Below are 24,906 nucleotides of genomic sequence, written 5' to 3' on the forward strand. Positions count from 1 at the left end.
GAGCACAGGCCCTGGCATGCACCAGGCCTGGATAATTGCTGGAACCGTGCTGTGGGTCGGAATCAGGACTCGGAAGTGTAGCCGAACTCGATCTTCGACTTGGTAAAAAAGATGCGCAGGCCGCTTTCTTTAATACGAAGCATCAGTTTGTCGTACTCGTCAAAGGTCAGTGCCATATCCACCTGCACCGGCGGATCTTCGAAACCGAAAATAGTATCGCCGTGATAGCGGCCGTCATGTCCGAAACCTTCTTTACCGGAAAAGAGCGTTGCGCCCCGGATTCCGATTTTCTTGGCTTCATCGACAAGCCACCCGGCAATGGAAGCACCGTTGTATTCCCTGTTCTGCTGGGTAAAAAACTTTACAAGATATCCTTCTTTCATCAATTTGCCACCTCTACAAAAGTCACCGCCAAGGAGAAACACATATCGAGAGTTTTTCCTCAACTAAAAAAATTATTTACAATCAACACCACAAACAAACAATGATCCAGGTCACTGAAAGCAAGAATTCTCCCTAAAGAAGAAAAAAAGGGCTGGTAGACAATTCTTTCAATTGGTCGATATCGAGAATACGGATGGTGCCGCGCGCCTTGGAGAGCAGCCCGGCTTCCTGCAGGCGGGAAATAATGCGGGCAGCCGTTTCCCGGGTAACCCCGGTCATTTCGGCCACGTCGTTATTGGTAAGCGGCAACTCCAGCCCTATTCTGGCCGAAAGCATTGCCAGGGAATTCAAAACGCGCTTTTCCGCACTCTCGTCTATGATGTCCAGAATGCGGCTGTAAGCCCCGTCCAGCAGGCGGGCCAACACCCCGTAAATGGCAGCCGCCACATCAGGATTTTCAAGTACCCACTCCCGAAAAACCTTGCTGGGGATGGCAAGCAGCGTGGTCTTTTCCGCAACTCGGGCGGAAAAAACACGTGGGCCGGACCGAAAGCTGGTCACCCCGTTGAGCGTCATTCCCCGCACCGCAATCATATAGGTGAAAACCTTTCCCGAGGGAGCTGTTTTGGAGAGCGTTACCCTGCCCTCTTCAACCATATAGAAATTATCCGAGTCATCCCCGGCTTCAAAGACATAATCGCCCTTTTGATAGGCAATCCGCCGAACGCTGCGGGCCAATTCGGAAAGCGCTTCGGACGACGCCAGCCGCAGGCTGATTTCCGTGCGCAAAGTTTCTATTGTCCGCTTCTCGTCGTCCATGTGTTTTTCTGCCATGTATTTTCCGCCATGTGTTTTCCGCTCCAAAAGGTGGGATAACCAGAGGGGGCAGCTTCAAAAAAAATCCGATTCCGTAATTTTCAAGAACAGCACGATGAACGGCAAAAGGCAAATTCATTCCTCCAAAGGCCGGGCTTCGACCAGAAACGAGTACGGCGGTCCGGCCACGCTACAGGCAAACGGGAAAACACCATCCGGCTTTCCGTTCTAAGAATTTCACAGCAACCGAAAGCAAGTCCAGTGCTCGACGAAACTGTGCTTTGTGGGTATACACAGAACACTTTTAAGTAAAAATTGCATAATGGCATCCATCTCTCGGGGGGGACCGATACATGCCTGCTCACACCCTGTGCAACCGAAGCTTCATTTTTTCCCCAGTTCGCCATTGGGCTCATCTCAACCATTTGCAGTGGGTTCCATACCTTTGCCCTTTTACAAAATGATGCAGCCGTTCCTTAAAAAACACCTTCGCACCCCGTTCTTCGGCTACATGGTTGAAGTGTTTTTTCTGCTGCTTCTGGCCGTTCCGCTCCAGGCTGCGTATGCGGATAATGCCACCATGCAGCCTTCCACCGGCGGGCCGGACTCACTCATTCCCCAGCTTGAGATACAAAACGGCACCCTGGGCATCAGCCTGGCGGACACGGTCTACCTGACCATCCGCAACAACGTGAATGCCCGCACCGGCTATCTCGACCGCGTGCTTGCCAAATTCGACCTCAAAAAGGCGGAATCCAAGTTCGAGCCCAACGTCAACCTGGACGGCAGCGCCAATATCCAGACGTCGCAGACCTACCAGAAAAAGCAGAATGCCGATGGGGATGGAGACGACACCAGCCAGTGGAACGCCGGGGGCAAACTCTCGGCCACCCAAAAAATTCCCACCGGTGCGGAACTCAAATTCATCTGGGACAACCAGCACGATGAATCCCTCTCCCGGCACGCGACGGGTGGAACCAAATCCACCATGAGCCTGACCCTGGAACAGCCACTGCTGAAGGGTGCGGGGACCGAGGTCAACAGGGCTTCCATTGAACTGGCCCGGCTCTCGGACCAAATCAATATCCTCTCGCTGCGCGATTCGCTCAGTTCGCTCATCAACGAGGGCGTGGACCTCTTCTACAACTATGTGCAGGCTTCGGAAAACCTGGAAATCCAGATTCAGGGGCTGAAGCGCTCCAAACGGCTGCTGGAGATCAACCGCGTCAAAGTGAGCATGGGGCGCATGGCAGCCAGCGACATGATCCAGGCCGAGGCCGATGTTGCAGCCCGCGAACTGCAGATAGAAGAAGCCCGCAACACTCTGGACGGCGCAAGGCGCAGTTTTCTGAACCACCTGGAGCTGGACCCCAACCTGGGCATAACCCCCCTGGACGGGCGCAAGTACCCGGAAACCAGTCCCAACTACAAAGATTGCATGGAGCTGGCGCTAAAAAACAACCTATCCTACCTGAATAAAAAATATGCCCTGCGTACGGCCCAGATAAACTACATGTTGGCAAAAGACGACCGCAAATGGGACTTGAGGGCCGGAGTGGGCGTAACCGAAACCGTGTCCGGAGTAACCAACGGTGACGATTACAACCAAAACGAATGGGTAGCCCGGCTGCGCCTGGAAGCTCCCATCAACTTTTACGGCGACGACCTGCTGGCCCGGAAACGGCGCCTGCTGTTCGCCGAAATCAGCGAACGCAAAGCCGAGCTGCAACTGAACAAGGCCAAGCTGGACCTGCAGACAAAGGTAGCCAACGCGGTGCGCAACGTGAACATCCGCCGCAAACTCATAAAACTGGCCACAAACGACCGGGAACTCAAAAAACTCCAGCTCCAAAACGAACAGGCCAAACTCATGGCAGGACGTTCCGCCAACTTCCAGGTTGTCACCTACCAGGACCAACTTCTGGAAGCCGAACGCAACGAAGTGAGCCAGATCATTTCCTATGTTCGCGCAATCACGACCCTGGATCAGATTCTGGGCACGACAATGGCAACCTGGAACATAGAATTCAGACAAAACGACAAGCGCCTGGAAGAAAAATTGAACGACCAAATCCGCCCCTTGGTCTGGACCTGGTGGTAACAACAAAAGGCGATAGATAATGGAACAGGAACATTTTGTAGCCGGAGCAATCCTCGACGCCATGCGGGACGGCGTGCTGACCCTGGATATGACGGGCCGGATAGCCTTCTGCAACCCGGCAGCCGGAGAGTTTTTCGGCATGTCTCCGGAATCCCTGGTAGGCAAGCCATTCCACGAAATCGCCCTGGCCGCACCTCCTGACCTGTCTGAAAATTCCGGAGAAGCGGACGAATTCTCCATGCCACAGGACGATCTGATGCAGGTGGTTCTGGATACCATCTACGAGCAGAAAACCATACGCAACCGGGTACTGGACCTGCGTGTGAACGGCGGAGAAACGCGCAGCCTGTCCGTGAGCGCAACTCATTTGCGCGACAACGAAGGCCAGCTTACCGGAGCGGTGCTGGTCCTGGCCGACATTACGGAAATGCAGCGGCTGCACGAGGCCGAACGCCGCCTCAACCAGGAACTCAAAGATGCTGTCCGACAAATCGACAGCAACAACCAGGAACTCAAAGAAAGCGTCAAGCGCGGCCGCCGTACCCGGATAATGATCGCCTGCGCGGCATTGCTGCTTTTTATCGGAGTAGGCGGCTACCTGTGGCAGGGCGACCTGCTGGACATGATGAGCGACTCTTCCGACAGAAGAGACACTCCCCCCGGGACATTCGATGGCGGGGAAGAAAATGCGGCCAGCCTGCCTTCAATCGTTGTCGAACCCCGTCCCCTTTCCCGCTCCATATCGCTTTCCGGCACGGTGGCGCCGCGTGAGGAAGTCACCTTGTCCGCGCCCTTTCCCGCCGCCATCAAGCAAAAGAATTTCTTTTACGGCCAACGGGTCAAGCGCGGCGACATACTGCTGACGCTCGACACCACGGAAATCCAAAGCCAGATGCGCGATGCGCGGTCTGCCTTCATCAAGGCGGGCAAAAGGCTCAAGGAACTCCAATCCTGGACGAGCGGACCGGAAATGTCCAAGGCACGGCGAGATCTTTCTCAATGCCAAAGCAAGCTGCAGCGTGCCAAACAAACCATGGAAGACAACAAAATCCTGCTCGACAAGGGAATTATTCCAGCCACGGAATACGAAAACTCGCAGCACAGCTATGAAGATACCAAAATGCAGCTGCTCTCGGCTCAGGAATCCCTGGAGTCGATCATGCGCCAGGGCGACGACGAAACCCGGGAAATAGCCCGCATGGAGCTGGCAAACGCCAAGGCAAAATACGAACAGCTCCAGCACAAGCTTTCTCTGGCCGTGGTCCGCGCTCCCGTATCCGGCATAGCCATCCGGCCCACGACGCAAAACAACGAAAAGGTCAAGGACCTGGAAACAGGCGCCAGCGTTCAGGAAGGACAGGCCCTGCTCTCCGTTGGCAGTCTGGAAGGCTTGTCCATAATGGCCAAGGTCGACGAACTGGACATCAACAATTTGCAGGTGGGACAAAAGGTCGCGGTTACCGGTGACGCCTTCCCCGGCATCTCGCTGGAAGGAAAAATCGTCCACCTTTCCTCGCAGGCATTGGTCGAAGGACAGGTTCCCGTGTTCGAGGCAGTCATCCGCCTGGATGAACTGCCCGACGAGCTGAAAGACATCGTGCGCCTGGGCATGACGGCCCACATGCGGGTCATCATCTATTCCAACCCCAAGGCGCTCACCGTGCCCCTCGGCGCGGTCCAGATGGTACAGGGCGAAAGCATGGTGCGGGTACTCACCCCCAACGGTTCCATCCGTCCCGTCAAGGTGGTTACAGGCTATACCACGCTGAACTCCGTGGAAATCGTATCCGGTCTCGAAGCAGGCGCCCGTGTCCTCTTCACACCACAGGCTGGCGCATTTGTTTCCTCCGGTCCGGACTCTGGATCGCAATCCCGAGGGGTGGGTCGGCGATGATAGAGCTGCGCGACATACACAAATCCTACATGCTCGGCCCGGTGGAGGTGGAAATCCTCAAGGGGGTCGACCTCACCGTCCAGGCCGGCGAACTGCTCGCCATACTGGGAACGTCCGGCTGCGGCAAAAGCACGCTCATGAACATCATGGGCTTTTTGGACACACCCACCTCGGGCACATACTCCTTTAACGGCACCATGTCCCACGGTTACACCGACGATGAACTTTCCCGCATCCGCAACCAAAACATCGGATTCGTATTCCAGCAGTTCAACCTGCTGGGCAAGCTGACCGCTTTGGACAACGTCTGCCTGCCCCTCATCTACAGGGGAACCCCCAAACGAGAACGCATGGACAGGGCCATGGAAATGCTCGGCCGGGTGGGCATGGAGGAACGCGCCCTTCACCGGCCATCTGAACTTTCCGGCGGGCAACAGCAACGGGTGGCCATTGCCCGTGCCCTGTGCGGCCAGCCCTCCATCATCCTGGCGGACGAACCTACAGGCGCGCTGGACACCAACACCAGCAACGAAATCATGGAGCTGTTCATGGCTCTCAACTCGCGCGAAGCCATTACCGTGATTCTCATTACCCACGATCCTTCCCTTGCCAAGCGCTGCAAACGTTCAGTGCACATGAAGGACGGACGGGTGACCGAACAATGAGCCTGAACGAGAATTTCAACGAATCCGTCCGCTCCCTTTGGGCCTCCAAGCAGCGTACCGCGCTTGCGCTCATCGGCATCGTCATCGGCATCGGATCGGTCATCGCCATGGTCACCATAGGCCGCATTGTGGAGCAGGAGGCGTTGCGAAATTTCAAAGAGCTGGGCACGGATATCTGCAACGTCAGCCTGAACCGCCAGGGGGGAGGATCAGATTCCGGTAAAATGAGTTTTCAGCTGCAGGATGTTCTCACCCTACCGCAGCACTGCCCGGAAATCGTTCAGGTTGGGCCGTACGCCAGCATATACGGCACAATCACCAAAGATGGGAAACGGCTTGAATGTCCGGCTCTGGGGGTGGACCAAAATTTTGCCCGTATTTTCAAAATTCCCATTATCGAAGGACGGTTTATCTCCAATCTGGATCAAAGTTCTCCTTTCTGCGTACTCAGCGAAGGGGTGCAAAAAAAACTTCAGGAAATGGGAGCTCCCACCAAAATAGGCGATGAGATCGTCTTCGACGGCAAGATCTACATGGTCGTCGGCATAACCAAGTCGGTTCCCATGGGCGGTTTCCGTCCATACGCCATCAATGAAGGCATCATGCTGCCCATCATGACGGTGTTACGCAGTCCCAAACGTCCGGGTATCACTGTATTCAGTGCCCGCATGGCTACGGAACATACCAGGGTTCAGGCAGTAGACCAAATTCAGCGATATTTCCGCAGTGTCGAGCGTCCCTTGCCGGTAAAAATAGTTACTGCCGAGCAGATAGTGGAACAAATGCAAAAACAGATGCGCATGTTCACCCTGCTGCTGGCCGCCATCGGCTCCATTTCGCTTATTGTCGGCGGCGTGGGTGTAATGAACGTGATGCTGGTTTCCGTGTCGGAACGGCGCCGGGAAATAGGCATTCGCCGCGCATTGGGGGCCAGACAGCGGGACATCCAGACGCAGTTTCTGGTGGAGTCGGTCCTGCTCTCCTTTGTGGGCGGACTTCTGGGGATGATTCTGGGCGTGGGTGCGTCCTACGTTGTCTGCCAGTTCACGGACTGGCAATTCCTTGTTTCGCAGAACGCCATCATACTGGGCGTGGGCGTCTCCGCTGCCGTGGGCATGTTTTTCGGTTATTATCCGGCCCGGCAGGCCTCGCGGCTGAGCCCCATCGACGCCTTGCGTGCCGACTAAGACCATTCTCCGCACAAAAGAAACCGGTGCCTGACCATTGATCAGACACCGGGATTATTTTTTCAGCTCTGCAATGAAAGCCGGGCCTCGGCCCGCCATCCGCGCTCTTCGCTCTCAGCTTTCCCGGCAGAAACTCATATCCACAAGGTCATGGGTTCCCTGTATGGCGCGCCGGGCAATTCTGGATTCCAGATACAAGGCCAGCGCAGCCACGGCCCTGTCCCCGGAGGTGAAGACGGGCACGCCCTTTTCCCGCAGCTCATTGCGGAGCGGATCATACAATCCGCCGCCGTCCGCCACGGCCAGAATGGGCTTGTCGCAACGGGCCACCAACGCTGGCAGCAGGGTGGTGTATCCGTTTTCATTGTCCATGTGATATGCGGACGTGGTGTCCGCCAGGGTATGCACGGCGGGAGAAATCGGGTCCAGCCCCAGAATCAGGGCATCCACGCCGCAATCGCTGACCACGATATCGGCTATCTTCACATGGGCATCGTCATCTGAGCCAGGATTGATGTCCAGCGGGTTGGTCAGGGTGACCAGAGAGTCCAGCCGTTTGCTTTGCAGCACTTCCAGGATGGCAGCCTTGCTCTGCTCGCTCAGGCTGGCCATGTTCAGGCGGTAGTCATCGGAGTGGATGGAGTCGGCCATGCCCACGGCCTCGTAGCCCGAACCGCTGACCACACCAAGGCGATTGCCCCGGATGGACTTTCCATGCAGGCATTCGGCCAGCAGAAAGAGATCCTGAAACTCCACGAAACTGCGGGCAATGCTGGCTCCGGCCTGGCGCACGCAGGTTTCGCAAACCATGTAGTCGCCAGCCAGGGAAGCCGTATGGCCGCTGGTGGCGGACTTGCCCTCGGGCGTACGTCCCGCCTTGTAGAACACCACATCCTTGCCAGCCAGAACGGCCCGCCGCACTCCACGGCAAAAGGCCAGTCCATCCAGATTATTGAACCCTTCGGCGTACACGGCAATGACGTCCACATCGTCGGCATCGGCGAAATAATTGACCATGTCGCCCAAGGTCAGGTCGGTCTGGTTGCCCATGGAAATAAGATAGCCGGGCTGCAGCTGCGGGCACTGGGTGGTGCGGTTGACCATGAAGGCACCGCTCTGGCTTATCAGGGCCGCGCGCTTGTGATTGCCGGAACGGTCCTTGGGCAATTTTTCCTCGGGCACGAACCAGGTGTCGTAGCGTCCCGGATACGAAACCACGCCCATGCTGTTGGCCCCCAAAAAGATAGGCCCACCCTCTTCCGTGGCATGCGCCTCCTTGACCCGGGCGATCACCCGGGCGGCGCGTTCGCGGCTTTCCGCGGTTTCTCCCATGCCGCCGGGAATAAGCAGCACGCTCTGCGCTGCGTCACGGCTGATCACTTCGTCAACAAGATCGGGTACCTGGGCCGCCCCAATGGACACCACAAAAAGGTCCAGTTTCTCGTCCAGTGATGCCAGGTCGGGAACGCAGCGCACGCCGTCAATTTCGTCCACACCTTCGCGGATGACCACCACCTTTTCCCGAGGAAAGCCCTGGGCCAGGATATTCTGCAGCATGGTGCGCCCGTAGTTCTGGCGCGAAGCGGAAACACCAACAATGCCTATACGCTCCGGCTGAACCATGTTTTTGATCTTGCGTACCGGCCTGCCCGCCTCCTGCGGTTTGGGCAGGGAAAAGCGCAACATGCCGTCCAAGGGAACCATGAGGTAATCGGTAAAGGCGAAGGGGTTGATTTCCAGCTCGTCGATGATGAACGGCGCATCCGGGTTGGTGGGCGCAAAGTGCCGCCCCGTGCTGATAAAGGCACTGAAGCACTCGATGATCTGCTCGTCCGTGACAATGCGGCGCTGTCCGCGGGTAAGCCCGGCCAGTTTGCGGTAGGAAATGGTCTTTTTGAACAGTTCGAAAAACTTCTGCCCGTCCGTCATTTCCACGGAAGCAGCTACAATGGCCTGCCCTTTGCGGAAACGCTCGGCGTACAGTTCCGCGTCCGTACCGCCCAGCCCGGCGCTGATGACCGTGCCGAATTCGCGGGTCCGGCGCAGCCCCACAATAAGTTCGTTGCCAAAGGCCTCGGAATCCGGCGGCATGAACTGTACCTGGAGCACGCCCTTGATGTCGTTGCTGATGGCCGCAACCAGGGACTCTCCTTCCAGACCGCGATAGGCCTTGGGGGCGGCCTCCATGTTGCGTTCTATCCAGAGCGCATAATTTTCCGGCACTTCGTACTGCATCCGGCGCGCCGCAGACCGGACCTTGTTGGGGTCCTTGTCCACCACGCGCACGCCTCCGACCTCGGTCTTATGGATGATGGTCGGCGAGACGATCTTGAGCACGGCCTTTTCACCGGGCAAAGAGAGTATTTCCTCGTCGCTGCACTGCACACCACGCGGAAGCAGGTTGCACTTGGGAGGAGTTTCAGCCCCCAGATGGGTAAGGAAATTATAGACTTCGTATTCGTAGAGAAAATCGCGTCCCTCTTTATGGGCAAGCGTCAGCTGCTCCGTATGGGCATCGAAATTGACCGTAGGCGTTTTGTGTTCCATAAGAATGCTCCAATGCTCGAATTCCTGGCCGTATCCTACCGATTTTTTTACCCAATGCCAAAGGGGCAAGTCAAAAAAAACGACAAACGGCAGAGTTCGGCCAACAAAAAACCGTCCGAGGATGCGGGGGATTCCGCCTCCCTCGAACGGTTTTCGGCTGTTCGGCCACAGGGCCGAGAATATTTTTGTTGAACGACCTAATCTTTCCTGCCGTTCTTGTTCTGCCACCAGGTCCGGTCCGGCCCTTTGTACCACCAATCCGTGTGGTCGGTGGTGCTGGCCTGCTCGGCAAGCTGCTTTCCGTATTCGGTACGCAACCGCTTGAGCGCGTCCGCCATCCAGGTTCCGGCGTACTTGTTGCCCAGGTCCAGCTCTTCCTTCAGGTTCAGGATCAAATCTATCTGGTCCGCGTCCTGGGCAAGCTGCGCTTCCAGACTCTGCACCTCTTCCAGCTCGTCCCACAGGGCAAGGATGGCATCGCCCAATCCGGTGCCCATTGTGGCATCACGCAGGGCCTGGGTGCGGTCGCTGGTATTGTACTTGCGGTGCACGTAATTGAAGTCGCCCGTACGGGCCTCGTGGATGTCGTGGAACAGGCAGAGCATCACGGTCTTGGCCTTGTCCGCCCCTGCCATATCCGCCAGGACATAGCCAATGACCGTAGTACGGTAGGAATGCTCGGCCACGCTTTCCTTGCCGGTGCCCAGAAAATCATACCCGGTACGCGGCGTATGGCGCAGCATGCCAATTTCAAACAAAAAGTCGGTCAATCGTTTGATGCGGTCGCGATCTTTCAGATTGGCCGTAAAATCGCAGGGAGTCGTCATTATCAGGTCCTGTAATCAGCATTGATGCTGATGTATTCATGTGTGAGGTCCGAGGCCAAAAGCTCGTAGGCTCCGTCGCCTGCGGCCAGTTCTATATCGATGGGAATTTCGGCACGCTTCATGGTCAGGGCCAGCAGGCCGTCCATATCGCCCTGCACGGGTGCGCCGTCGGTAAAAATCACCACACCGCCGATGCGCATGGTCACATGGTCGGGCTCGAATTCCGCGCCACTCCGGCCCAGGGCTGCCACAATACGGCCCCAGTTGGGATCGCACCCAAACAGGGCGGTTTTGACCAGGGGCGAGTTGCCTATGGTACGGGCGACCATTTCGGCCTGCGCCTGGTCCACGGCCCCGCTTACCCGGATGCGGGCAACCTTGGTGCCGCCTTCGGCATCTTCAACAATCATATAAGCCAGATCCTGGCAGACCTCGGTAAGGGCCTTTTCCAGGGCGTCCAGCTCCGCGCCCTGCGGGCGTGCTCCGCTCTGCCCGTTGGCCAGGGCCAGAATCGTGTCGTTCGTGGAGGTGTCGCCGTCCACTGTAACGCGGTTGAAGCTTACATCCACGGCGCGGCGCAGAGCCTGCTGCCACCAGGCGGGATCAACCTCGGCATCGCACGTCACAAAGCCCAGCAGGGTCGCCATGTTCGGGCTAATCATGCCCGCGCCCTTGGCCATGCCGAGTATGCGCACTTCGCCGCCGTCCACGTCTATTACACGCCAGGACAGCTTGGGCACGTTGTCCGTGGTCATGATGGCCCGGGCAAACTCTACGGGACCAGCCGTGGTGAGGGATTCTCCCAGTTCGGGCATGGCCGCACGCCACTTGTGCATGTCGAACTGCTGTCCGATAACGCCGGTGGAGGTCGGTAAAATTTCCGAGGCCTTCAACCCCAGCGCATCTCCCACAAGAATCAGCGACTCACGGCATCGGGCCAGTCCTTCCCCACCGGTACAGGCGTTTGCCTGGCCGGAGTTGGCCATGAGTGCGCGGAATTGACCGCCTCGCTGCAGAGAATCAATGCACACGAGAACCGGCGCGGCTTGAAATTTATTTGTTGTGAACACTCCGGCCGCGCTTGCGGGGACTTCGCTCACAATCACGCCGAGATCGAGCCGACCGGGCTTTTTGAACCCCGCGCCTGCTGCTGCGAAACAAAAACCTCTGGGGACTGGAATAGGTGTCATGTGTTCTCCGAAATAAGTCTGTGTAAAAGCATACGTCCAAACGGATTCGGCAGGATAGCCCAAGGCCCCCCAGGGTTCAAAAGATTTTTACTGCGGAAGAAAAATTCATCTGCCCTGCGAACTGAAAATTGAAAGAAGAAGTCAATATCATCGAAAAGAGAAATGGCTCATTAATCATAAAAAATCATACCACTTGCAGTATCCACTGCTTATCGTGATCTCAACCTAACTATTATGGATATTAAAAATTTCATCCGCAAGGGAGTCGCAAATGTTTCTTAATAACATTAGGGTCGGTTATAAACTGCTCATTCTCCTTATCATCAACGCCCTTTTGTACGTACTGATCGGAGGCATTGCGCTTGTCAGCGCCGACCGCATCAATGGTCAATTGGAAAAGGTCTTCAGCAGAGACCTGCAAGGCAAATCCTTTCTTTTGGAAGCCGACCGGGATCTTCACCAGGCGCTCATAGCAGAGCGTACCCTGCTCTTCGTCGAGCCCGGCAGCGAGATGTTCGCCAAACAACTCGAGTCATACACATCCAATAAAAAACAGGCCGACACCCGAATAGGCAAGTTCAAGGCCCTGGAAACAACCAAGGAGCAGGACGCCCTGGTAGATGCCTACTTTGCAGACCGTAAAAAATGGGACGAGGTCTCCCTCCGTCTGGTCAAGGACCGCCAGGAAGGCAAATCCACCGAAGAACTCGCGTCCAGCGCTTTGCAGATAAACGCGGAACGCTTCGACGCCATGCGCGACCATATCGACCATCTGACGGAAATGCTCAACCAGCAGGCAGCGCAAGCGCGGTCCGATGCCGTCAAGCTCTTCCACGACCTTATTATTCTGCTTATTACGCTGACCTTAGCCAGCGTCCTCCTGGGTGCGGTGGTTACCTGGCTTATCGCTCGCAACATCACCCGTCCCCTGTCCCGCATTCTTGAATTCACCAAGCGGCTGGCCAAAAACGACTTTCCACCGGCCCTGGCTCTCGGACGCAAGGACGAAATCGGCATTCTGGCAACATCTTTCGACAACATGAACGTCCTGCTCCAAGACAACCTCGAGCAGATAGAAAAGAAAAGTGAAGAAGCCGAAGGCAAGGCGGAAGAGGCAACCAAGGCGACGCACAAGGCCGAAGAAGCCACTCGTCAGGCCCAGCAGGCCCGCAGCGAGGGAATGTATCATGCTGCCCAGCGGCTGGAATCAATCGTCGAACGCGTCAACAGCGCTTCGGAAAAAATATCCAACCAGTCTGAAGTCATATTGCAGGGATCGGAAGTTCAAAGTGCGCGGGTAAGTGAAACCGCCACAGCCATGGAAGAAATGAACGCCACGGTTCTGGAAGTGGCCCGCAACTCCAGCGAGGCGACGAGCATGAGCCAGGAAGCCAAGGACGAAGCCGAAAAAGGCGCCAAAGTGGTGGGCAACTCCATAGAAGCCATACGGACCACGCAGCAGCAGGCGGAAGAACTGCGCGAAAACATGACCCTGCTCGGACAAAAGGCCGACGCCATCGGATCGGTAATGAACGTCATCAACGACATTGCGGATCAGACCAACCTGCTGGCCCTCAACGCGGCCATTGAAGCAGCCCGGGCAGGCGATGCGGGCAGAGGCTTTGCGGTTGTCGCCGACGAAGTCCGCAAGCTTGCGGAAAAAACCATGAGCGCAACCAAGGAGGTCGGCGACTCCATCCAGGCCATTCAGGACGCAGCCAAAAGCAATATGGAATCCACGCAAATCGCCGTGGAAGACCTGGGCAAAGCTGTGGATCAGGCCATGGAGTCCGGCAACGTCCTGCGCCAGATAGTGGAAAAAGTGGATGTTTCAGCACAGCAGATCCAGTCCATTGCCACGGCCACGGAAGAACAATCGGCCACAAGCGAGCAGATAAACCACGCCATTGAGGAAATAGACCGTATTACAGCGGAAACCTCGGCAGGAGTGAACGAATCCGTCGCGGCTTTGCGCGATCTGGCGGAGCAGACCCACAGCCTCAAGATGCTCATCGACGAGCTGAAAGAGGAAGGGAAAGGCTGAGGCTGAGGTGAAACGTAAAGAAACTCTTTGGTAGACACAAACAGTCTGAGAAAGGCACGAAAGCACCATTGCTTTCGTGCCTTTTTTATGCCGGGAGCACGGCCCAGAAATGAACGCAGCGCCCGACCAGGCAGGCTGCCCGGAAAGGTGCGGAATCCAGAAAAGATCACCGTCGATAAAAAATCAAAGGCGACACATATTCTTCATACGCGAGGGGCAGAATTTTTCGCTGCAATGAAGGGAGCATGTGTTTCCGAGCAGACTGAAAAGGCGGTTTTCCTGCCCCCACCTTCCATGCTATATGCTATGTGCCCGGCGCAAGCCGCATCATCTTCGAACCTTCTACCAAAGGACGACACAGCCCATGCCTCGTGGACCATTTTTTCACTTTCCCCTGGCCGGACTCGCCTTTTTCGTGCTTTTCATCGGCCTGGGGCTGCTCTTTGTTTTCGTCCAGGTCGGGATAATCACCGTGGCCTTTGCCAAACTCGGCCTTACTCCGTGGCAGGGATTTCTGCTTCTCATGGCGACGTTGTTCGGCAGTTCCATCAACCTGCCCCTCTTCAAGACAGGACGCCAGGTACATATGTGCACGCCGGATCTCGGCTCGTTTTTCCGCCATGTACGCGGCCCCCGTTATTCCTGCCCCGAAGGGCAGCTCATGGACCAGCAGGTCTGCATCAACATGGGGGGCTGCATCATCCCCTGTTTTCTGAGCTTTCACCTGCTCACCCTGGGCAGCCCGGCCCTGCCGTTCATCCTGTGCACCGCCATTGTGGCGGCCGCCTGCTACAAGATGGCACGCCCCCTCCAGGGAGTGGGCATCGGCATTCCCTTTCTTATTCCGCCGCTCATCACCGCCCTGGCGGCCATGCTGCTGGCCCCTCCGGAAACAGCTCCGCACGTGGCCTATGTTGCCGGTTCGCTGGGGACGTTGATAGGCGCGGATGTGCTCCATCTGCTGACCCCGCGCACCATGTCGCAGCTGGAGGCCCCCATGCTTTCCATCGGCGGTGCAGGTACCTTTGATGGTATTTTCATCACCGGCATCCTGGCCGTACTGCTGGCCTGATTTTCCACATAGCCCAAAAACAGACAGGCCGCCCAAGGCAGTGCGTAAGGTACACTTGGGCGGCCTGTTCTTTTTAAAAATACAGATGAAAATACGTTGTCAAGCTACAGGCCGTATTCCCCCTGGATCAACACCACGGAGATGCGTCCGGCAGGCCAGCTTTTTTCCGTAATCGTCCAGACATTGCAAATGCAGTCCGGACTGTTGCAGTCCATACACTTGCCGGTTTTGACGCAAGGGGTCTTTGAACCATGTCTTTTGGCATTGAGCGGGGCTGCCTTTTTCCGAATGCGAGCCACGGCCTGGTCCGGCCCTTCCACTCTTTTATTCGTGCCTATGGTCAAAACAACGTGGCGTGGGCCACTCACAATGGCGCCACCCCTGTTGCCTGTCTTGTCCAGATTGACAAGCTGCCCGGCCGTGGTCAGAGCATTGGTGCCGGTAAAAAAACAGCTCGGGCAGCAGGGCCCGGCGACGCCTTTCCCCAATTTACGCCCGCTCCACGCCCTTTTCAATGGCATTGAGGAATGACCAGCCGTCTGTTCCGGCTCTGCTGCGCATGTCGTCCTGAATTCCCGTGGCGAACAGGGTCATGGAATCTCCAAAGGAGACCAACCCCGGCGAAATGTCGGGCAAAATATCATCGAGAATTATCTGGCGTGCCTGGGCGGGGTCTTCGGCTGTAAAGACGTTGAAATTATTTTTTTCAAGAGATGCGACGGTCTGTTCCACCAAAGACTGATCCATGAAAAAAGACTCCTCGCAACACATGATAAAAAAAACGGTCCTACGCCAATTGATACATGCGTAGGACCGTTTTTAAGACATCAAATATGATGTACGCCCGGTTTACTTGCGTCCCGTCAACACCATGGACTGCAGCATGCCGGACATTTTCTTCTCGTAGCGAGGGTCACTGGCCAGGGAATTGACCGCGTCCACGGGGTCCATGGCTGCAGCATAAGGGCGTTTGGTGATCATGGCGCAATACGAATCCACCAAAGCGCACATTTTGCCCAACGGAGACATGTCCTGCCCTTTCAACTTCTGGGGATAGCCGGACCCGTCCAAACGCTCGTGGTGTTCCAGCACGCAACGCTCCACTTCCGGGAATTTGAGGTCGAGCTTAGCAAGCATTTCGTACGCCAGGGAGGGGTGGGTCAAAACCTTGTTCTGTTCCTCAATGGTCAGCGATTTGTCCTTGTTGCGTACGAACACGGGAATCTTGGTCATGCCCAGATCGTGCAGCAGCAGGCCCACGGCCAGATTATCAAATGTTTTGCGCTTGATTTTTCCGTTTTTGAAATCATCGGCATACAGCCGGTTGAACAGTGCCAGCCCCACAGCGCTACAGTTCACGCTGTGGGTGGCAAGTGTATGTTCCTTCTGCAACCGGCGCAGCAGCGCCTTGATGCGGAAAAGGTCGCCCCACAGGTATTCCGTAAGCACCAGAATGTCTTCGTGCAGACGGTCGAATACAATTTTGACCGGCTGCTCCAAAAAATTTTCCATGCGCATGGTCAACGCCTGCATGAAAATATCGGCGATTTCGCTTTCCTTGAGGTTTTTATCCACCAGCACCAGGTCAAGCTGGTAACTTATGTGTTTCACGTAAATAGGGTGATCTTTACGGGAAACGAAAATAAACCCCTCGCGTACCATGCTGTTGAGTTCTTCTATCTGTTCATTGGAAAGACGCCCCCCAACCTTGTAATACGGTTCAATACGGGAGATCTCCTCTTTAAAATGGAAAATATCCAAAGGAGGCCGGTACTTGGAAAAACTCCCGAGAATATCAGGATTGATCTGGTAGTATTCCTCATTGAGGCTGTGCGGGACGTCGACCAACTTTTTGCTTGGATTCACATCGTCTCCCCAAACATTGCGCAAGGTGCTTTTTGTTTCCGTATCTAAACTGCGAAGAAGCAGTTTCCCCTGCCCGCCGCTTTTCTCTGGCAAATAAAGAAATACGTTGGGGGCTATGAGACGGCAAGTTTCGCATAGAGTTTATACGTTTGCCCGATTTGCTGCAAGTACGAGGCTGGCATCATCGAAAACATCCAAGCAAAATATAGAGATAAACACATTCACCCCCCGTTAAAATATCAATTCCCCATCGTTTCCTGCACATCATCCCATAGTTTATTTCCATTGCACCATTTATCAGAACAATTCCTCCCTCCCAGGAATACGCTGTAAAAAGGTACTTTTTCAAAAAATTCTACCTTCCACATCCCACCCTTGCCACCTTTTACCCCATTCTCCCCCACCTTTTACCACTCCTTTTCTACCACGTTTTACCACACACTATAACAGCTTGTATTTACAAAGTTTATACAAAAATACTACCGCTGATCAAAAGAAAAACTTCGGGAAACTAGAAAATTATCCGCAAACCCTTGACTTTTTCAGCCCCTTGGTTGAAATGGTAGTGGTAATAAGTGGTAAAAAGTGGATTTAAGCTGCGATTCAACAGGTCGCTTTTCAGGAAAAAACACCTTTCTACCACTCAAAAACAAGCAGGAAGCGGATCGTGTTTAGGGGCCATTCACACCGCAACATCGACGCCAAAGGGCGACTCATGCTGCCTCCCGAATTCCGGGAGACGGTCGTGCAGTCGTCTGCCGAAGGGTGTTTGGTGCTCACCAAGTCCGATGGCGCGGTGTTCGGTTATCCCATGTCCGAGTGGGAACGAATCGAGGCCAAATTCGGACAAATCCGCAACCCGAACAGAAAAGTTCGCGATTTCATGCGTTTTTTCATAGGCGGCGCTCAGGAAGTGATCATAGACAAGCAAGGACGGATTCTGGTTCCGCCCAGTCTGCGCACATACGCCGGGCTGGACAGGGAAGTGATCCTGGTGGGCGTGGGCTTCAAATTCGAAATTTGGGATCGGGAACAATTCGAAGGCATTGAGGCACAAGACTTCGATGATGTGTCCGACGACATCGCGGCCACGGGTCTGGAGGTGTCGTTCTGATGCCCGGCGGACAGGATACCCGCCCAAAACATATTTCCGTGATGCCCGCCGAAGTTCTGCACTGGCTGAACCCCAAACCAGGGGGACGCTATCTGGACGGAACACTGGGGTTGGCGGGCCACGCAGGCAAAGTGTTGGAAATTGCCGGAGACGATGCGCGGTTAGTGGGGCTGGACCGCGACATCCAGGCGCTGGAGGAGGCAAAACGCAGGCTGGAACTGTTTGGAGACAGAGCCGTGTGTATGCATACGCCGTACAGCAGATTTGAACATGCCCTGGAACAGGTGGGCTGGGACCTCATAGACGGGGCCTTGCTCGACCTTGGTGTTTCCAGTTTGCAATTGGATTCGGCAGAACGTGGATTCAGCTTTCTGCACGATGGCCCTCTGGACATGCGCATGGACCCGAACAGCGGCGCACAGTCTGCCCGTACCCTGGTCAACACCGCAACTTTCGAACGGCTGGCCCGCATCATCGGGCGCCTGGGCGAAGACCCCCAGGCCGGACGCATTGCACACGCCATTATCAAGGCTCGGGAAGACGAGCCCATCGAAACAACCCTGCAGCTCGCCAAGATAGTGGAGATGGCCTACCCCGCCAAATGGCGGGCCACCGCCCGCAACCACCCTGCCACCCGCACCTTCCAGGGATTGCGCATGGCCGTGAACTCCGAGCTTGAAGAGCTTGAAATTTTTCTGGAACGCATTCCCGACTACCTCGCCCCCGGCGGACGTGTGGTCATCATCTCCTTCCACTCGCTCGAAGACAGGCTGGTCAAACACGCCTTCCGCGATGCTGCCCAAAGCTGCATCTGCCCTCCGCGCCAGCCCATCTGCACCTGCAATCACAAGGCTCTGCTCAAGGTGCTGACCAAAAAGCCCGTGTACCCGTCCGAAGAAGAAACACAGATCAATTCCCGGTCGCGCAGCGCCAAACTGCGCGCAGCGGAAAGGACGACGGCATGAGCACGCAGACCTCGGAAAAACGCCCCGCCGTAAGGGGAACCACCATCCTCAGCATTGTGCTGATGGGGCTTTTTTTGGTGTTGGGCCTCTCCCAGGTTTGGCTGAACATCGAACGCGTCGACCTCGCCTACAAGGTAAGCGTCCTGGAAAGCCAGCTTACGGCCCAGCGGGAGCTGGACGACAAGCTGGAAGTGGAACGCAACAACCTGGCCTCTCCACAACGCCTCCGGGCATTGGCAAAAGACTTCGGACTCGGCCCCGCACATTCCGGGCAGGTCCGCAGAATCGCCCAATAGGGCCGTCACAGGACGATCGGTGAACACGATGAACCCACGTTTGCAGCAAAATACCGGCGAAGGGCTTTGGAAAATCAAAGCCGTTGCTGCCGTATTGCTCCTTGCCCTGGCCGGGCTGTGGGGTCGTGCCGCCTATGTCCAGCTGTTCGAAGGCAAAAAGCTCGCCGCCATGGTGCGCCGCCAGCACTTGGCTGCCGAATTCGAACGCGGCAAGCGTGGTGAGATTTTCGATCGCAACGGCCGCCTTCTGGCCAAATCGGTCCAGTTTTCCTCCATCTACGCCCGCCCCGTGGAAATCGAAAACCGCATGCATGCCGCGCGGACCCTTTCCAAGGCGACCGGCATTTCCGTCAGGACCATTTCCAAGCGCCTGAAAAACCACAGCAACTTCGTTTGGGTGGCCCGCCAGATAGACGACCAGGCCGCCGCCAAGGTACGCAAGGCAGCCCTGAAAGGCATCCATCTCACCAACGAGTACAGCCGCCTGTACCCCAACAACCACCTTGCCGGACAGCTTCTTGGATTCGCCGGTCTGGACGGTCGTGGGCTGGAAGGCGTGGAACTCGCCATGCAGGACCAGCTGGTCGGACGCAAGGCCGAGTTCGTCATGCAGCGCGACGCTTCGGGTCGCAAGATATATCTCGATGCCGAAGGCCGCGAAATCAACATCGACGGCCACGACGTCTACCTGAGCATAGATTCCTACGTGCAGGACATGGCCGAAACCGCCATTGCCCATGCCGTGAATGCCTACAAGGGCAAATGGGGCGGCATGCTGGTGGTGGACGTGCCCACCGGCGAAATTCTGGCCATGGCCAACTACCCGTTCTTCAATCCCAACATGTACCGTTCGGCACGGCCCGGCGCCTCCCGCAACCGGATCATTCTGGATGTGTTCGAGCCCGGCTCCACGCTCAAGCCTTTCCTGGTCGGCTCCGCCCTGCAGGAAAAGCTCATCAAGCCCGACAGCATGTACTTTTGTGAAAACGGCAAATGGCGGGTCCGCAACCACACCATCCGCGACACGCACGAATACGAATGGCTCTCGGCCTCCAAGATCATCCGCTACTCGTCCAACATCGGTGTGGCCAAAATCGGCTTGGAAATGGGTGCTCCCAAGTATTTCGAATATCTCCAGAAACTCGGATTCACGGAAAAGCCGGAATTGGGCTTGCCCGGCGAAAGCAAAGGGCTTATCCGTCCGCCCGGAGCATGGAACGATGTTGATATGGCTGCCGCTTCCTTTGGCCAAGGCGTTGGTGTGACCCTGCTGCAAATGGCACAGGCGTACATGGCGATAGCCGGAGACGGACGAACCAAGCAGCTCACAATTTTGCGCGACAAGCCCGGCACGTCCATGTCGGGCGAACGTGTTTTCGACCCCGCAGTGGCTGCGGAAGTCCGCAACATGATGATCAGCGTTGTAGAGGAAGACGGAACAGGAACCCGTTGCCGCGTTCCCGGCGTGATCGTCGGCGGCAAGACCGGCACGGCCCAGAAAGCCTCCGGCGGCAAATACGGCAAAAAGCACATGGCTTCCTTTGCAGCCCTGGTACCCGGCGATACCCCCCGCTACATCGTCATTGCGGTGGTGGACGAGCCCGAACCCAACCATTACGGCGGCGTGGTCGTGGCCCCTGCCGTGCGCAAGGTTATTCAGGGGACGCTGGCCTACAACTACTCCCTGCCCAATCTGGCAGACGGAGAGTCCCCGGTTCCGCCCCATTCCCAGATGGTTGCCGAAGCCGAAGGCACAAGCTCTCTGGAACGCCCCGCCCATATTCCCGGGGCCGACAATTTTCCCAAGGATCGTCTTCCCGACGTACGAGGCCTGAGCCTCCGTCGCGCCGTAGAAATGATGGTCACCCGGGGCGTAGTGCCCCGCATCAAAGGCCAGGGCAATCTTGTTGCCCGGCAGTCCCCCAAGGCCGGTTCCTCATGGAAAGGCCGTGAAAACACCGTCACTCTGTGGCTTGACAGGCGCGAGGAATCGTCATCATGACCGCATTAAATTCTACCGACTTCAACGCCCTGCTTGAAAAAGTACGCGGCGGAACAACCGTCTGGACACACTCGGGCAAGGTTAAGCCCGGGGGCGTCTTTATTGCCATTCCCGGAACCCGCCACAACGGCGCGGATTACATTCCCCAGGCCCTGGAACAAGGCGCTGGATATGTCGTTGCCAAAGACGCGACGGGCTGGCCCGAGGATGCAAAAGCCGAACTGGTGCTCCATCCCGATCCCGCAGTGGCTCTGGGTGAACTGGCCTCGGCTTACTTCAAGACGGACGAGCGCAACTTCAAACTGGTGGGCGTAACCGGCACAAATGGCAAGACAACTGTAAGCTACATCATCGAATATCTGCAGGCCGCCAATGAAAAACGCGTGGGCGTTCTGGGGACCATCAACTACCGCTGGCCCAGCGTGGTTATGGAATCGCAGCTGACCACGCCCGACTGCCTGAAGATCCACGAGCTGTTCTCCAACATGGCCCGGGCCGACATCCAGGCCGCGGTCATGGAGGTCTCCTCCCACGCCCTGGACCAGAACCGCATTGCCGGGTTGAAGTTCGACGTGGCCGTGATGACCAACCTGACCCAGGACCATCTGGACTACCACCACGACATGGAGAGCTACTTCAAGGCCAAGTCCAAGCTTTTCGGCGAATACCTGGCCGAAGGCGGCAAGGCCGTGCTCAACTATGACGATCCCTGGTGTGCCAGACTGCTTCAAACGCATCCCGACGCCATTGGTTATGGCGTGGGCACTCCGCCTCCCGGCAACTACAAGCTGCTGCGCGGCGACGTGCTGAGCTGCAGTTCGCGCGGTGTGACCCTGGACATCAACTTTGACGGCGAAACCACCCGCATTTCTTCGCCTCTCATCGGTCTGCACAACGCCCGCAACATTCTGGCCGCCTACGGCGCAGGCCTGTGCCTGGGCATGACGCCCAAGGAAATGAAGGTCCTCAACGACTTTTACGGGGTTCCCGGCCGGTTGGAACGCATCCCCAACAAGCAGCACCTCGATATTTTCGTGGACTATGCCCACACCCCCGACGCCCTGGAAAACGTACTCTCCGCCATCCGCGAACTGGTTACGGGCCGCCTGCTCGTCGTTTTCGGCTGCGGCGGCAACAGGGACAGGGAAAAGCGCCCGCTCATGGGCCGGGCTGTCTGCGCTTACGCCGACGTTGCCTACCTTACTTCGGACAACCCGCGTTTTGAGGAACCACTGCAGATTATGGCCGATGTACGGCCCGGATTGGAAGGCTGCAACAATGTGGTGGAAGACCCGGACCGCCGGGAAGCCATCCGCATGGCCATAACCTCCATGCAGCCCGGCGACATTCTGGTTGTGGCAGGCAAGGGGCACGAGCAGTACCAGCAAATCGACGACCTTAAATTCCCCTTCAGCGATGCCAAGGTCATCAAGGAGATACTGGAATGCGACTGACCCTGGCACAGATTGCGGAAAGTCTCACCGCATACGGCGATATCGATCAAGGCGGTTCGGTCGAAGTGACGGGCGTGCATACGGACAGCCGCACCATCCGTCCCGGCGACCTGTTCATCTGCCTGACCGGTGAAAAATTTGACGGGCACGGTTTTGCCGCCGAGGCAGCCAAGGCCGGTGCCGTGGCTGTGGTGGCCCATACGCCCATAGAAGATCCCGGCATTCCCGTGCTCATGGTGCGCGATACCCTGCAGGCCCTTGGCCAGCTGGCTTCCTATGTGCGCATGCATTGCGGCGCCACGGTTGCCGCCGTTACCGGCTCGGCAGGCAAAACCACGGTAAAGGAACTGCTCTGGTCCATTCTTTCCCAGCGCTTCCGTACCGCCAAAAACCAGCGCAATTTCAACAACCAGGTCGGACTGCCCCTCACCATCCTGCAATGCCAGGGCGAAGAGGACATCTGGGTGCTGGAGCTGGGCATCAGCCATCCCGGCGACATGGACGATCTGGGCGTGATTGCCCGGCCCGATCTGGCCATCATCCACAACATCGGTTCGGCCCATACCGAAGGGTTGGGCGGCTTGAAGGGAGTGGCCCAGGCCAAGGCTTCGCTGCTCCGTTTTCTGCGTCCCGGCGGACGGGCCGTAATCAACGCCGATTATCCCGAACTGGTGGCCGAGGCATCGCAGTACACCAATAACATCGTTTACTTTTCCTGCCTGCGCGCGGACATGCCCTTTGCCTGCTCCTACCTGGGACGCGACAACAACGGAATGGGCAGCTTTGTCCTGCGCCTGGACGGCGAGGCCATGGAACTTGCCCTGCCCCTGTTCGGCCAGCACATGGCGGAAGACATCTGCGCAGCAGCCACTGCCGCCCACCTGCTGGGAGCCGACAGCGAAGCCATCCGCCTGGGGCTTTCCAACCCGCCCGTGGTGCCGGGCCGTTTCGACCGCCACGACCTTGGCGGGCTGGAACTCATAGACGACGCCTACAACGCCAATCCGCTGTCCATGCGCTCGTCCATTGCCGCAGCTGCCGAGCTTGCCGGAGACCGCCCCATGGGGCTGGTTCTGGGCGACATGCTCGAACTCGGCGACGGTGAACATCAGGAGCACGAGGAAATTGGCCGCTTCATTGCCCAAACCCGTGCCGATGCGAAGGTATTTTACAAGGGCAGGTTCATCGACGACATCCGCCGGGGCCTGGAAGAAGAAGGCTTTGCCGGCAGTCTGTCCCGTATCCGCGACCCGCAGGATTTCATCAACCAATGGGAAGCGGCCAAAGGCGGACCAATGAGCGAAGGCGTGGTGCTCTTCAAGGGCTCTCGCTCCATGCACATGGACGCCATGCATCTGGCCCTGGTCAAAGCCCTGCGGAACCTTGAAGCCGGAGGGACCGACTGATGCTGTACAATCTGCTTTATCCTCTCTCCGACATTTTCGGAGCACTGAACGTCTTCCGGTACATCAGCTTCCGGGCCATCTACGCCCTGCTGACCGCTCTGGTCATCAGCATCGTCATAGGCCCGGCCCTGATCCGCTGGCTAAAGAGGATAAAGTGCGGGCAGTACATTCAGGAAGACGTTGCCGCGCACCAGTGCAAGGCCGGAACCCCCACCATGGGCGGCCTGCTCATCGCGCTCTCCGTCATTCCCAGCGTCCTGCTCTGGGCCGACCTCGCCAACCCGCTCATCTGGCTTACCCTGCTGGTGTTCAGCGGTTTCGGTGCGGTCGGGTTTGTGGACGACTACATCAAGGTGGTTCGCAAGAACAACAAGGGACTTTCCGCCAAGGCCAAATTTCTGGGGCAGACCGCGGTTGCCGTCATCGCCCTGGCCATACTCATCACCTTGCCCGGATACTCCACCCAGTTGGCAGTTCCCTTTTTCAAGAACGTGGCGCCCAACCTTCACTGGTTCTACATCCCCTTCGCCCTGATCGTCATGGTCGGGTCCAGCAACGGGGTCAACCTGACGGACGGGCTGGACGGGCTGGCCATCGTGCCGACCATCATTGCCTTTCTGGTCTTCGGCATCTTCGTCTACGTGGCAGGCCACGCAGGCATCGCCGAATACCTGCAGGTCTTCCAGGTGCCGGGCGCGGGCGAAGTCAGCATCTTCTGCGGGGCCATGCTCGGCGCAGGCTTGGGCTTTCTGTGGTTCAACGCCTACCCGGCACAGGTCTTCATGGGTGACGTGGGCTCCCTCAGTCTGGGCGGCGCACTCGGCTTTGTGGCCGTTGTCGCCAAGCAGGAACTGCTGCTCATGGTGGTAGGCGGACTGTTCGTCATCGAGACCCTCTCGGTGGTCGTACAGGTCGGATATTTCAAGATGACCGGCGGCAAGCGCATCTTCCGCATGGCGCCGCTGCATCATCACTTTGAACTCAAAGGCATTCCGGAATCCAAGATCATCATCCGGTTCTGGATTGTCTCCGTGCTCTTCGCCCTGGTGGCCCTGAGCACACTGAAACTGCGGTAG

At 57.0% G+C, this 24,906-nt stretch carries 21 protein-coding genes; 13 read left to right on the forward strand and 8 right to left on the reverse strand.

Features of this window, described 5'->3' with window-relative positions:
* Positions 1-62: 62 nt before the first annotated feature.
* Together ACI0FJ_RS07240 and ACI0FJ_RS07245 are read right to left on the reverse strand one after the other, a co-directional pair.
* On the reverse strand, positions 63-383 hold the full coding sequence (locus ACI0FJ_RS07240) for a DUF190 domain-containing protein (protein ID WP_424301077.1): 321 nt from the start codon (positions 381-383) through the stop codon (positions 63-65).
* 133 nt (positions 384-516) lie between these two features.
* Positions 517-1,218: a Crp/Fnr family transcriptional regulator gene (locus ACI0FJ_RS07245; RefSeq protein WP_424301080.1), complete on the reverse strand. Its 702-nt coding sequence runs from the start codon at positions 1,216-1,218 to the stop codon at positions 517-519.
* A 442-nt stretch (positions 1,219-1,660) separates the two neighbouring features.
* Between ACI0FJ_RS07245 and ACI0FJ_RS07250 the strand changes: the two genes are divergently transcribed.
* The 4 genes from ACI0FJ_RS07250 to ACI0FJ_RS07265 are packed head-to-tail and all read left to right on the forward strand — an operon-like array spanning position 1,661 to position 7,047.
* Positions 1,661-3,301, forward strand: coding sequence for a TolC family protein (locus ACI0FJ_RS07250; protein ID WP_424301083.1), 1,641 nt, complete (start codon positions 1,661-1,663; stop codon positions 3,299-3,301).
* A 19-nt stretch (positions 3,302-3,320) separates the two neighbouring features.
* Positions 3,321-5,195 (forward strand): PAS domain-containing protein, encoded by a 1,875-nt coding sequence (locus ACI0FJ_RS07255; protein WP_424301086.1) that lies wholly within the window; start codon positions 3,321-3,323, stop codon positions 5,193-5,195.
* Positions 5,192-5,860 carry an ABC transporter ATP-binding protein gene (locus tag ACI0FJ_RS07260; RefSeq protein WP_424301089.1) on the forward strand — a complete coding sequence of 223 codons (669 nt, stop codon included), beginning with the start codon at positions 5,192-5,194 and terminating at the stop codon, positions 5,858-5,860. Before ACI0FJ_RS07255 ends, ACI0FJ_RS07260 begins: the two co-directional genes overlap by 4 nt.
* The gene (locus ACI0FJ_RS07265; RefSeq protein ID WP_424301092.1) at positions 5,857-7,047 is read left to right on the forward strand and encodes an ABC transporter permease; all 1,191 of its coding nucleotides are present in this window, start codon (positions 5,857-5,859) and stop codon (positions 7,045-7,047) included. Before ACI0FJ_RS07260 ends, ACI0FJ_RS07265 begins: the two co-directional genes overlap by 4 nt.
* A 114-nt stretch (positions 7,048-7,161) precedes the next feature.
* Here ACI0FJ_RS07265 and ACI0FJ_RS07270 read toward each other — a convergent pair whose 3' ends face one another.
* From ACI0FJ_RS07270 to argJ, 3 genes are all read right to left on the reverse strand, one after another.
* Positions 7,162-9,594: an acetate--CoA ligase family protein gene (locus tag ACI0FJ_RS07270; protein ID WP_424301095.1), complete on the reverse strand. Its 2,433-nt coding sequence runs from the start codon at positions 9,592-9,594 to the stop codon at positions 7,162-7,164.
* 197 nt (positions 9,595-9,791) lie between these two features.
* A complete protein-coding gene (locus ACI0FJ_RS07275) occupies positions 9,792-10,421 on the reverse strand; it encodes an HD domain-containing protein (RefSeq protein ID WP_424301098.1) in 630 nt (209 codons plus the stop codon).
* Positions 10,422-10,423: 2 nt separating this feature from the next.
* Positions 10,424-11,611, reverse strand: coding sequence for a bifunctional glutamate N-acetyltransferase/amino-acid acetyltransferase ArgJ (gene argJ, locus ACI0FJ_RS07280; RefSeq protein ID WP_424301101.1), 1,188 nt, complete (start codon positions 11,609-11,611; stop codon positions 10,424-10,426).
* A gap of 271 nt (positions 11,612-11,882) precedes the next feature.
* Here argJ and ACI0FJ_RS07285 point away from each other — a divergent pair, with 271 nt between their 5' ends.
* Positions 11,883-13,655: a methyl-accepting chemotaxis protein gene (locus ACI0FJ_RS07285; RefSeq protein WP_424301104.1), complete on the forward strand. Its 1,773-nt coding sequence runs from the start codon at positions 11,883-11,885 to the stop codon at positions 13,653-13,655.
* 364 nt (positions 13,656-14,019) lie between these two features.
* Complete coding sequence (locus tag ACI0FJ_RS07290) at positions 14,020-14,727, forward strand: DUF1614 domain-containing protein (protein ID WP_424301106.1); 708 nt, start codon at positions 14,020-14,022, stop codon at positions 14,725-14,727.
* A gap of 104 nt (positions 14,728-14,831) precedes the next feature.
* Here ACI0FJ_RS07290 and ACI0FJ_RS07295 read toward each other — a convergent pair whose 3' ends face one another.
* From ACI0FJ_RS07295 to ACI0FJ_RS07305, 3 genes are all read right to left on the reverse strand, one after another.
* Positions 14,832-15,215 (reverse strand): LUD domain-containing protein, encoded by a 384-nt coding sequence (locus ACI0FJ_RS07295; protein ID WP_424301109.1) that lies wholly within the window; start codon positions 15,213-15,215, stop codon positions 14,832-14,834.
* A gap of 1 nt (position 15,216) precedes the next feature.
* On the reverse strand, positions 15,217-15,474 hold the full coding sequence (locus ACI0FJ_RS07300; RefSeq protein WP_424301112.1) for an LUD domain-containing protein: 258 nt from the start codon (positions 15,472-15,474) through the stop codon (positions 15,217-15,219).
* Positions 15,475-15,576: 102 nt separating this feature from the next.
* Entirely contained in the window at positions 15,577-16,593 is a 1,017-nt protein-coding gene (locus tag ACI0FJ_RS07305; RefSeq protein WP_424301115.1) for an HD-GYP domain-containing protein, read from the reverse strand.
* A 664-nt stretch (positions 16,594-17,257) separates the two neighbouring features.
* Between ACI0FJ_RS07305 and mraZ the strand changes: the two genes are divergently transcribed.
* Genes mraZ through mraY form a run of 7 tightly spaced genes read left to right on the forward strand, consistent with a single transcriptional unit; the run spans position 17,258 to position 24,906 of the window.
* Positions 17,258-17,707, forward strand: a complete 450-nt coding sequence (gene mraZ / locus ACI0FJ_RS07310) for a division/cell wall cluster transcriptional repressor MraZ (RefSeq protein WP_424306512.1) — start codon at positions 17,258-17,260, stop codon at positions 17,705-17,707.
* Positions 17,707-18,672 (forward strand): 16S rRNA (cytosine(1402)-N(4))-methyltransferase RsmH, encoded by a 966-nt coding sequence (gene rsmH / locus ACI0FJ_RS07315; RefSeq protein ID WP_424301118.1) that lies wholly within the window; start codon positions 17,707-17,709, stop codon positions 18,670-18,672. The genes mraZ and rsmH overlap by 1 nt, the downstream gene beginning before the upstream one ends.
* Positions 18,669-18,968 carry a hypothetical protein gene (locus tag ACI0FJ_RS07320; protein WP_424301121.1) on the forward strand — a complete coding sequence of 100 codons (300 nt, stop codon included), beginning with the start codon at positions 18,669-18,671 and terminating at the stop codon, positions 18,966-18,968. The genes rsmH and ACI0FJ_RS07320 overlap by 4 nt, the downstream gene beginning before the upstream one ends.
* A gap of 28 nt (positions 18,969-18,996) precedes the next feature.
* Entirely contained in the window at positions 18,997-20,970 is a 1,974-nt protein-coding gene (locus ACI0FJ_RS07325) for a penicillin-binding transpeptidase domain-containing protein (RefSeq protein ID WP_424301124.1), read from the forward strand.
* Entirely contained in the window at positions 20,967-22,424 is a 1,458-nt protein-coding gene (locus ACI0FJ_RS07330) for a UDP-N-acetylmuramoyl-L-alanyl-D-glutamate--2,6-diaminopimelate ligase (RefSeq protein ID WP_424301127.1), read from the forward strand. The genes ACI0FJ_RS07325 and ACI0FJ_RS07330 overlap by 4 nt, the downstream gene beginning before the upstream one ends.
* Entirely contained in the window at positions 22,415-23,830 is a 1,416-nt protein-coding gene (locus ACI0FJ_RS07335) for a UDP-N-acetylmuramoyl-tripeptide--D-alanyl-D-alanine ligase (RefSeq protein WP_424301130.1), read from the forward strand. The genes ACI0FJ_RS07330 and ACI0FJ_RS07335 overlap by 10 nt, the downstream gene beginning before the upstream one ends.
* Positions 23,830-24,906 carry a phospho-N-acetylmuramoyl-pentapeptide-transferase gene (gene mraY, locus ACI0FJ_RS07340; protein ID WP_424301133.1) on the forward strand — a complete coding sequence of 359 codons (1,077 nt, stop codon included), beginning with the start codon at positions 23,830-23,832 and terminating at the stop codon, positions 24,904-24,906. Before ACI0FJ_RS07335 ends, mraY begins: the two co-directional genes overlap by 1 nt.

The sequence above is a fragment of the Desulfovibrio sp. 7SRBS1 genome, from assembly GCF_049723905.1.
In the GTDB taxonomy this organism is placed as follows: domain Bacteria; phylum Desulfobacterota; class Desulfovibrionia; order Desulfovibrionales; family Desulfovibrionaceae.

Bases quoted from the DNA above. Each gene is read 5' to 3' on its own strand.
- ACI0FJ_RS07240 (WP_424301077.1), bottom strand. From the start codon at position 383: ATGAAAGAAGGATATCTTGTAAAGTTTTTTACCCAGCAGAACAGGGAA.
- ACI0FJ_RS07245 (WP_424301080.1), bottom strand. From the start codon at position 1,218: ATGGCAGAAAAACACATGGACGACGAGAAGCGGACAATAGAAACTTTG.
- ACI0FJ_RS07250 (WP_424301083.1), top strand. From the start codon at position 1,661: ATGATGCAGCCGTTCCTTAAAAAACACCTTCGCACCCCGTTCTTCGGC.
- ACI0FJ_RS07255 (WP_424301086.1), top strand. From the start codon at position 3,321: ATGGAACAGGAACATTTTGTAGCCGGAGCAATCCTCGACGCCATGCGG.
- ACI0FJ_RS07260 (WP_424301089.1), top strand. From the start codon at position 5,192: ATGATAGAGCTGCGCGACATACACAAATCCTACATGCTCGGCCCGGTG.
- ACI0FJ_RS07265 (WP_424301092.1), top strand. From the start codon at position 5,857: ATGAGCCTGAACGAGAATTTCAACGAATCCGTCCGCTCCCTTTGGGCC.
- ACI0FJ_RS07270 (WP_424301095.1), bottom strand. From the start codon at position 9,594: ATGGAACACAAAACGCCTACGGTCAATTTCGATGCCCATACGGAGCAG.
- ACI0FJ_RS07275 (WP_424301098.1), bottom strand. From the start codon at position 10,421: ATGACGACTCCCTGCGATTTTACGGCCAATCTGAAAGATCGCGACCGC.
- argJ (WP_424301101.1), bottom strand. From the start codon at position 11,611: ATGACACCTATTCCAGTCCCCAGAGGTTTTTGTTTCGCAGCAGCAGGC.
- ACI0FJ_RS07285 (WP_424301104.1), top strand. From the start codon at position 11,883: ATGTTTCTTAATAACATTAGGGTCGGTTATAAACTGCTCATTCTCCTT.
- ACI0FJ_RS07290 (WP_424301106.1), top strand. From the start codon at position 14,020: ATGCCTCGTGGACCATTTTTTCACTTTCCCCTGGCCGGACTCGCCTTT.
- ACI0FJ_RS07300 (WP_424301112.1), bottom strand. From the start codon at position 15,474: ATGGATCAGTCTTTGGTGGAACAGACCGTCGCATCTCTTGAAAAAAAT.
- rsmH (WP_424301118.1), top strand. From the start codon at position 17,707: ATGCCCGGCGGACAGGATACCCGCCCAAAACATATTTCCGTGATGCCC.
- ACI0FJ_RS07320 (WP_424301121.1), top strand. From the start codon at position 18,669: ATGAGCACGCAGACCTCGGAAAAACGCCCCGCCGTAAGGGGAACCACC.
- ACI0FJ_RS07325 (WP_424301124.1), top strand. From the start codon at position 18,997: ATGAACCCACGTTTGCAGCAAAATACCGGCGAAGGGCTTTGGAAAATC.
- ACI0FJ_RS07330 (WP_424301127.1), top strand. From the start codon at position 20,967: ATGACCGCATTAAATTCTACCGACTTCAACGCCCTGCTTGAAAAAGTA.
- ACI0FJ_RS07335 (WP_424301130.1), top strand. From the start codon at position 22,415: ATGCGACTGACCCTGGCACAGATTGCGGAAAGTCTCACCGCATACGGC.
- mraY (WP_424301133.1), top strand. From the start codon at position 23,830: ATGCTGTACAATCTGCTTTATCCTCTCTCCGACATTTTCGGAGCACTG.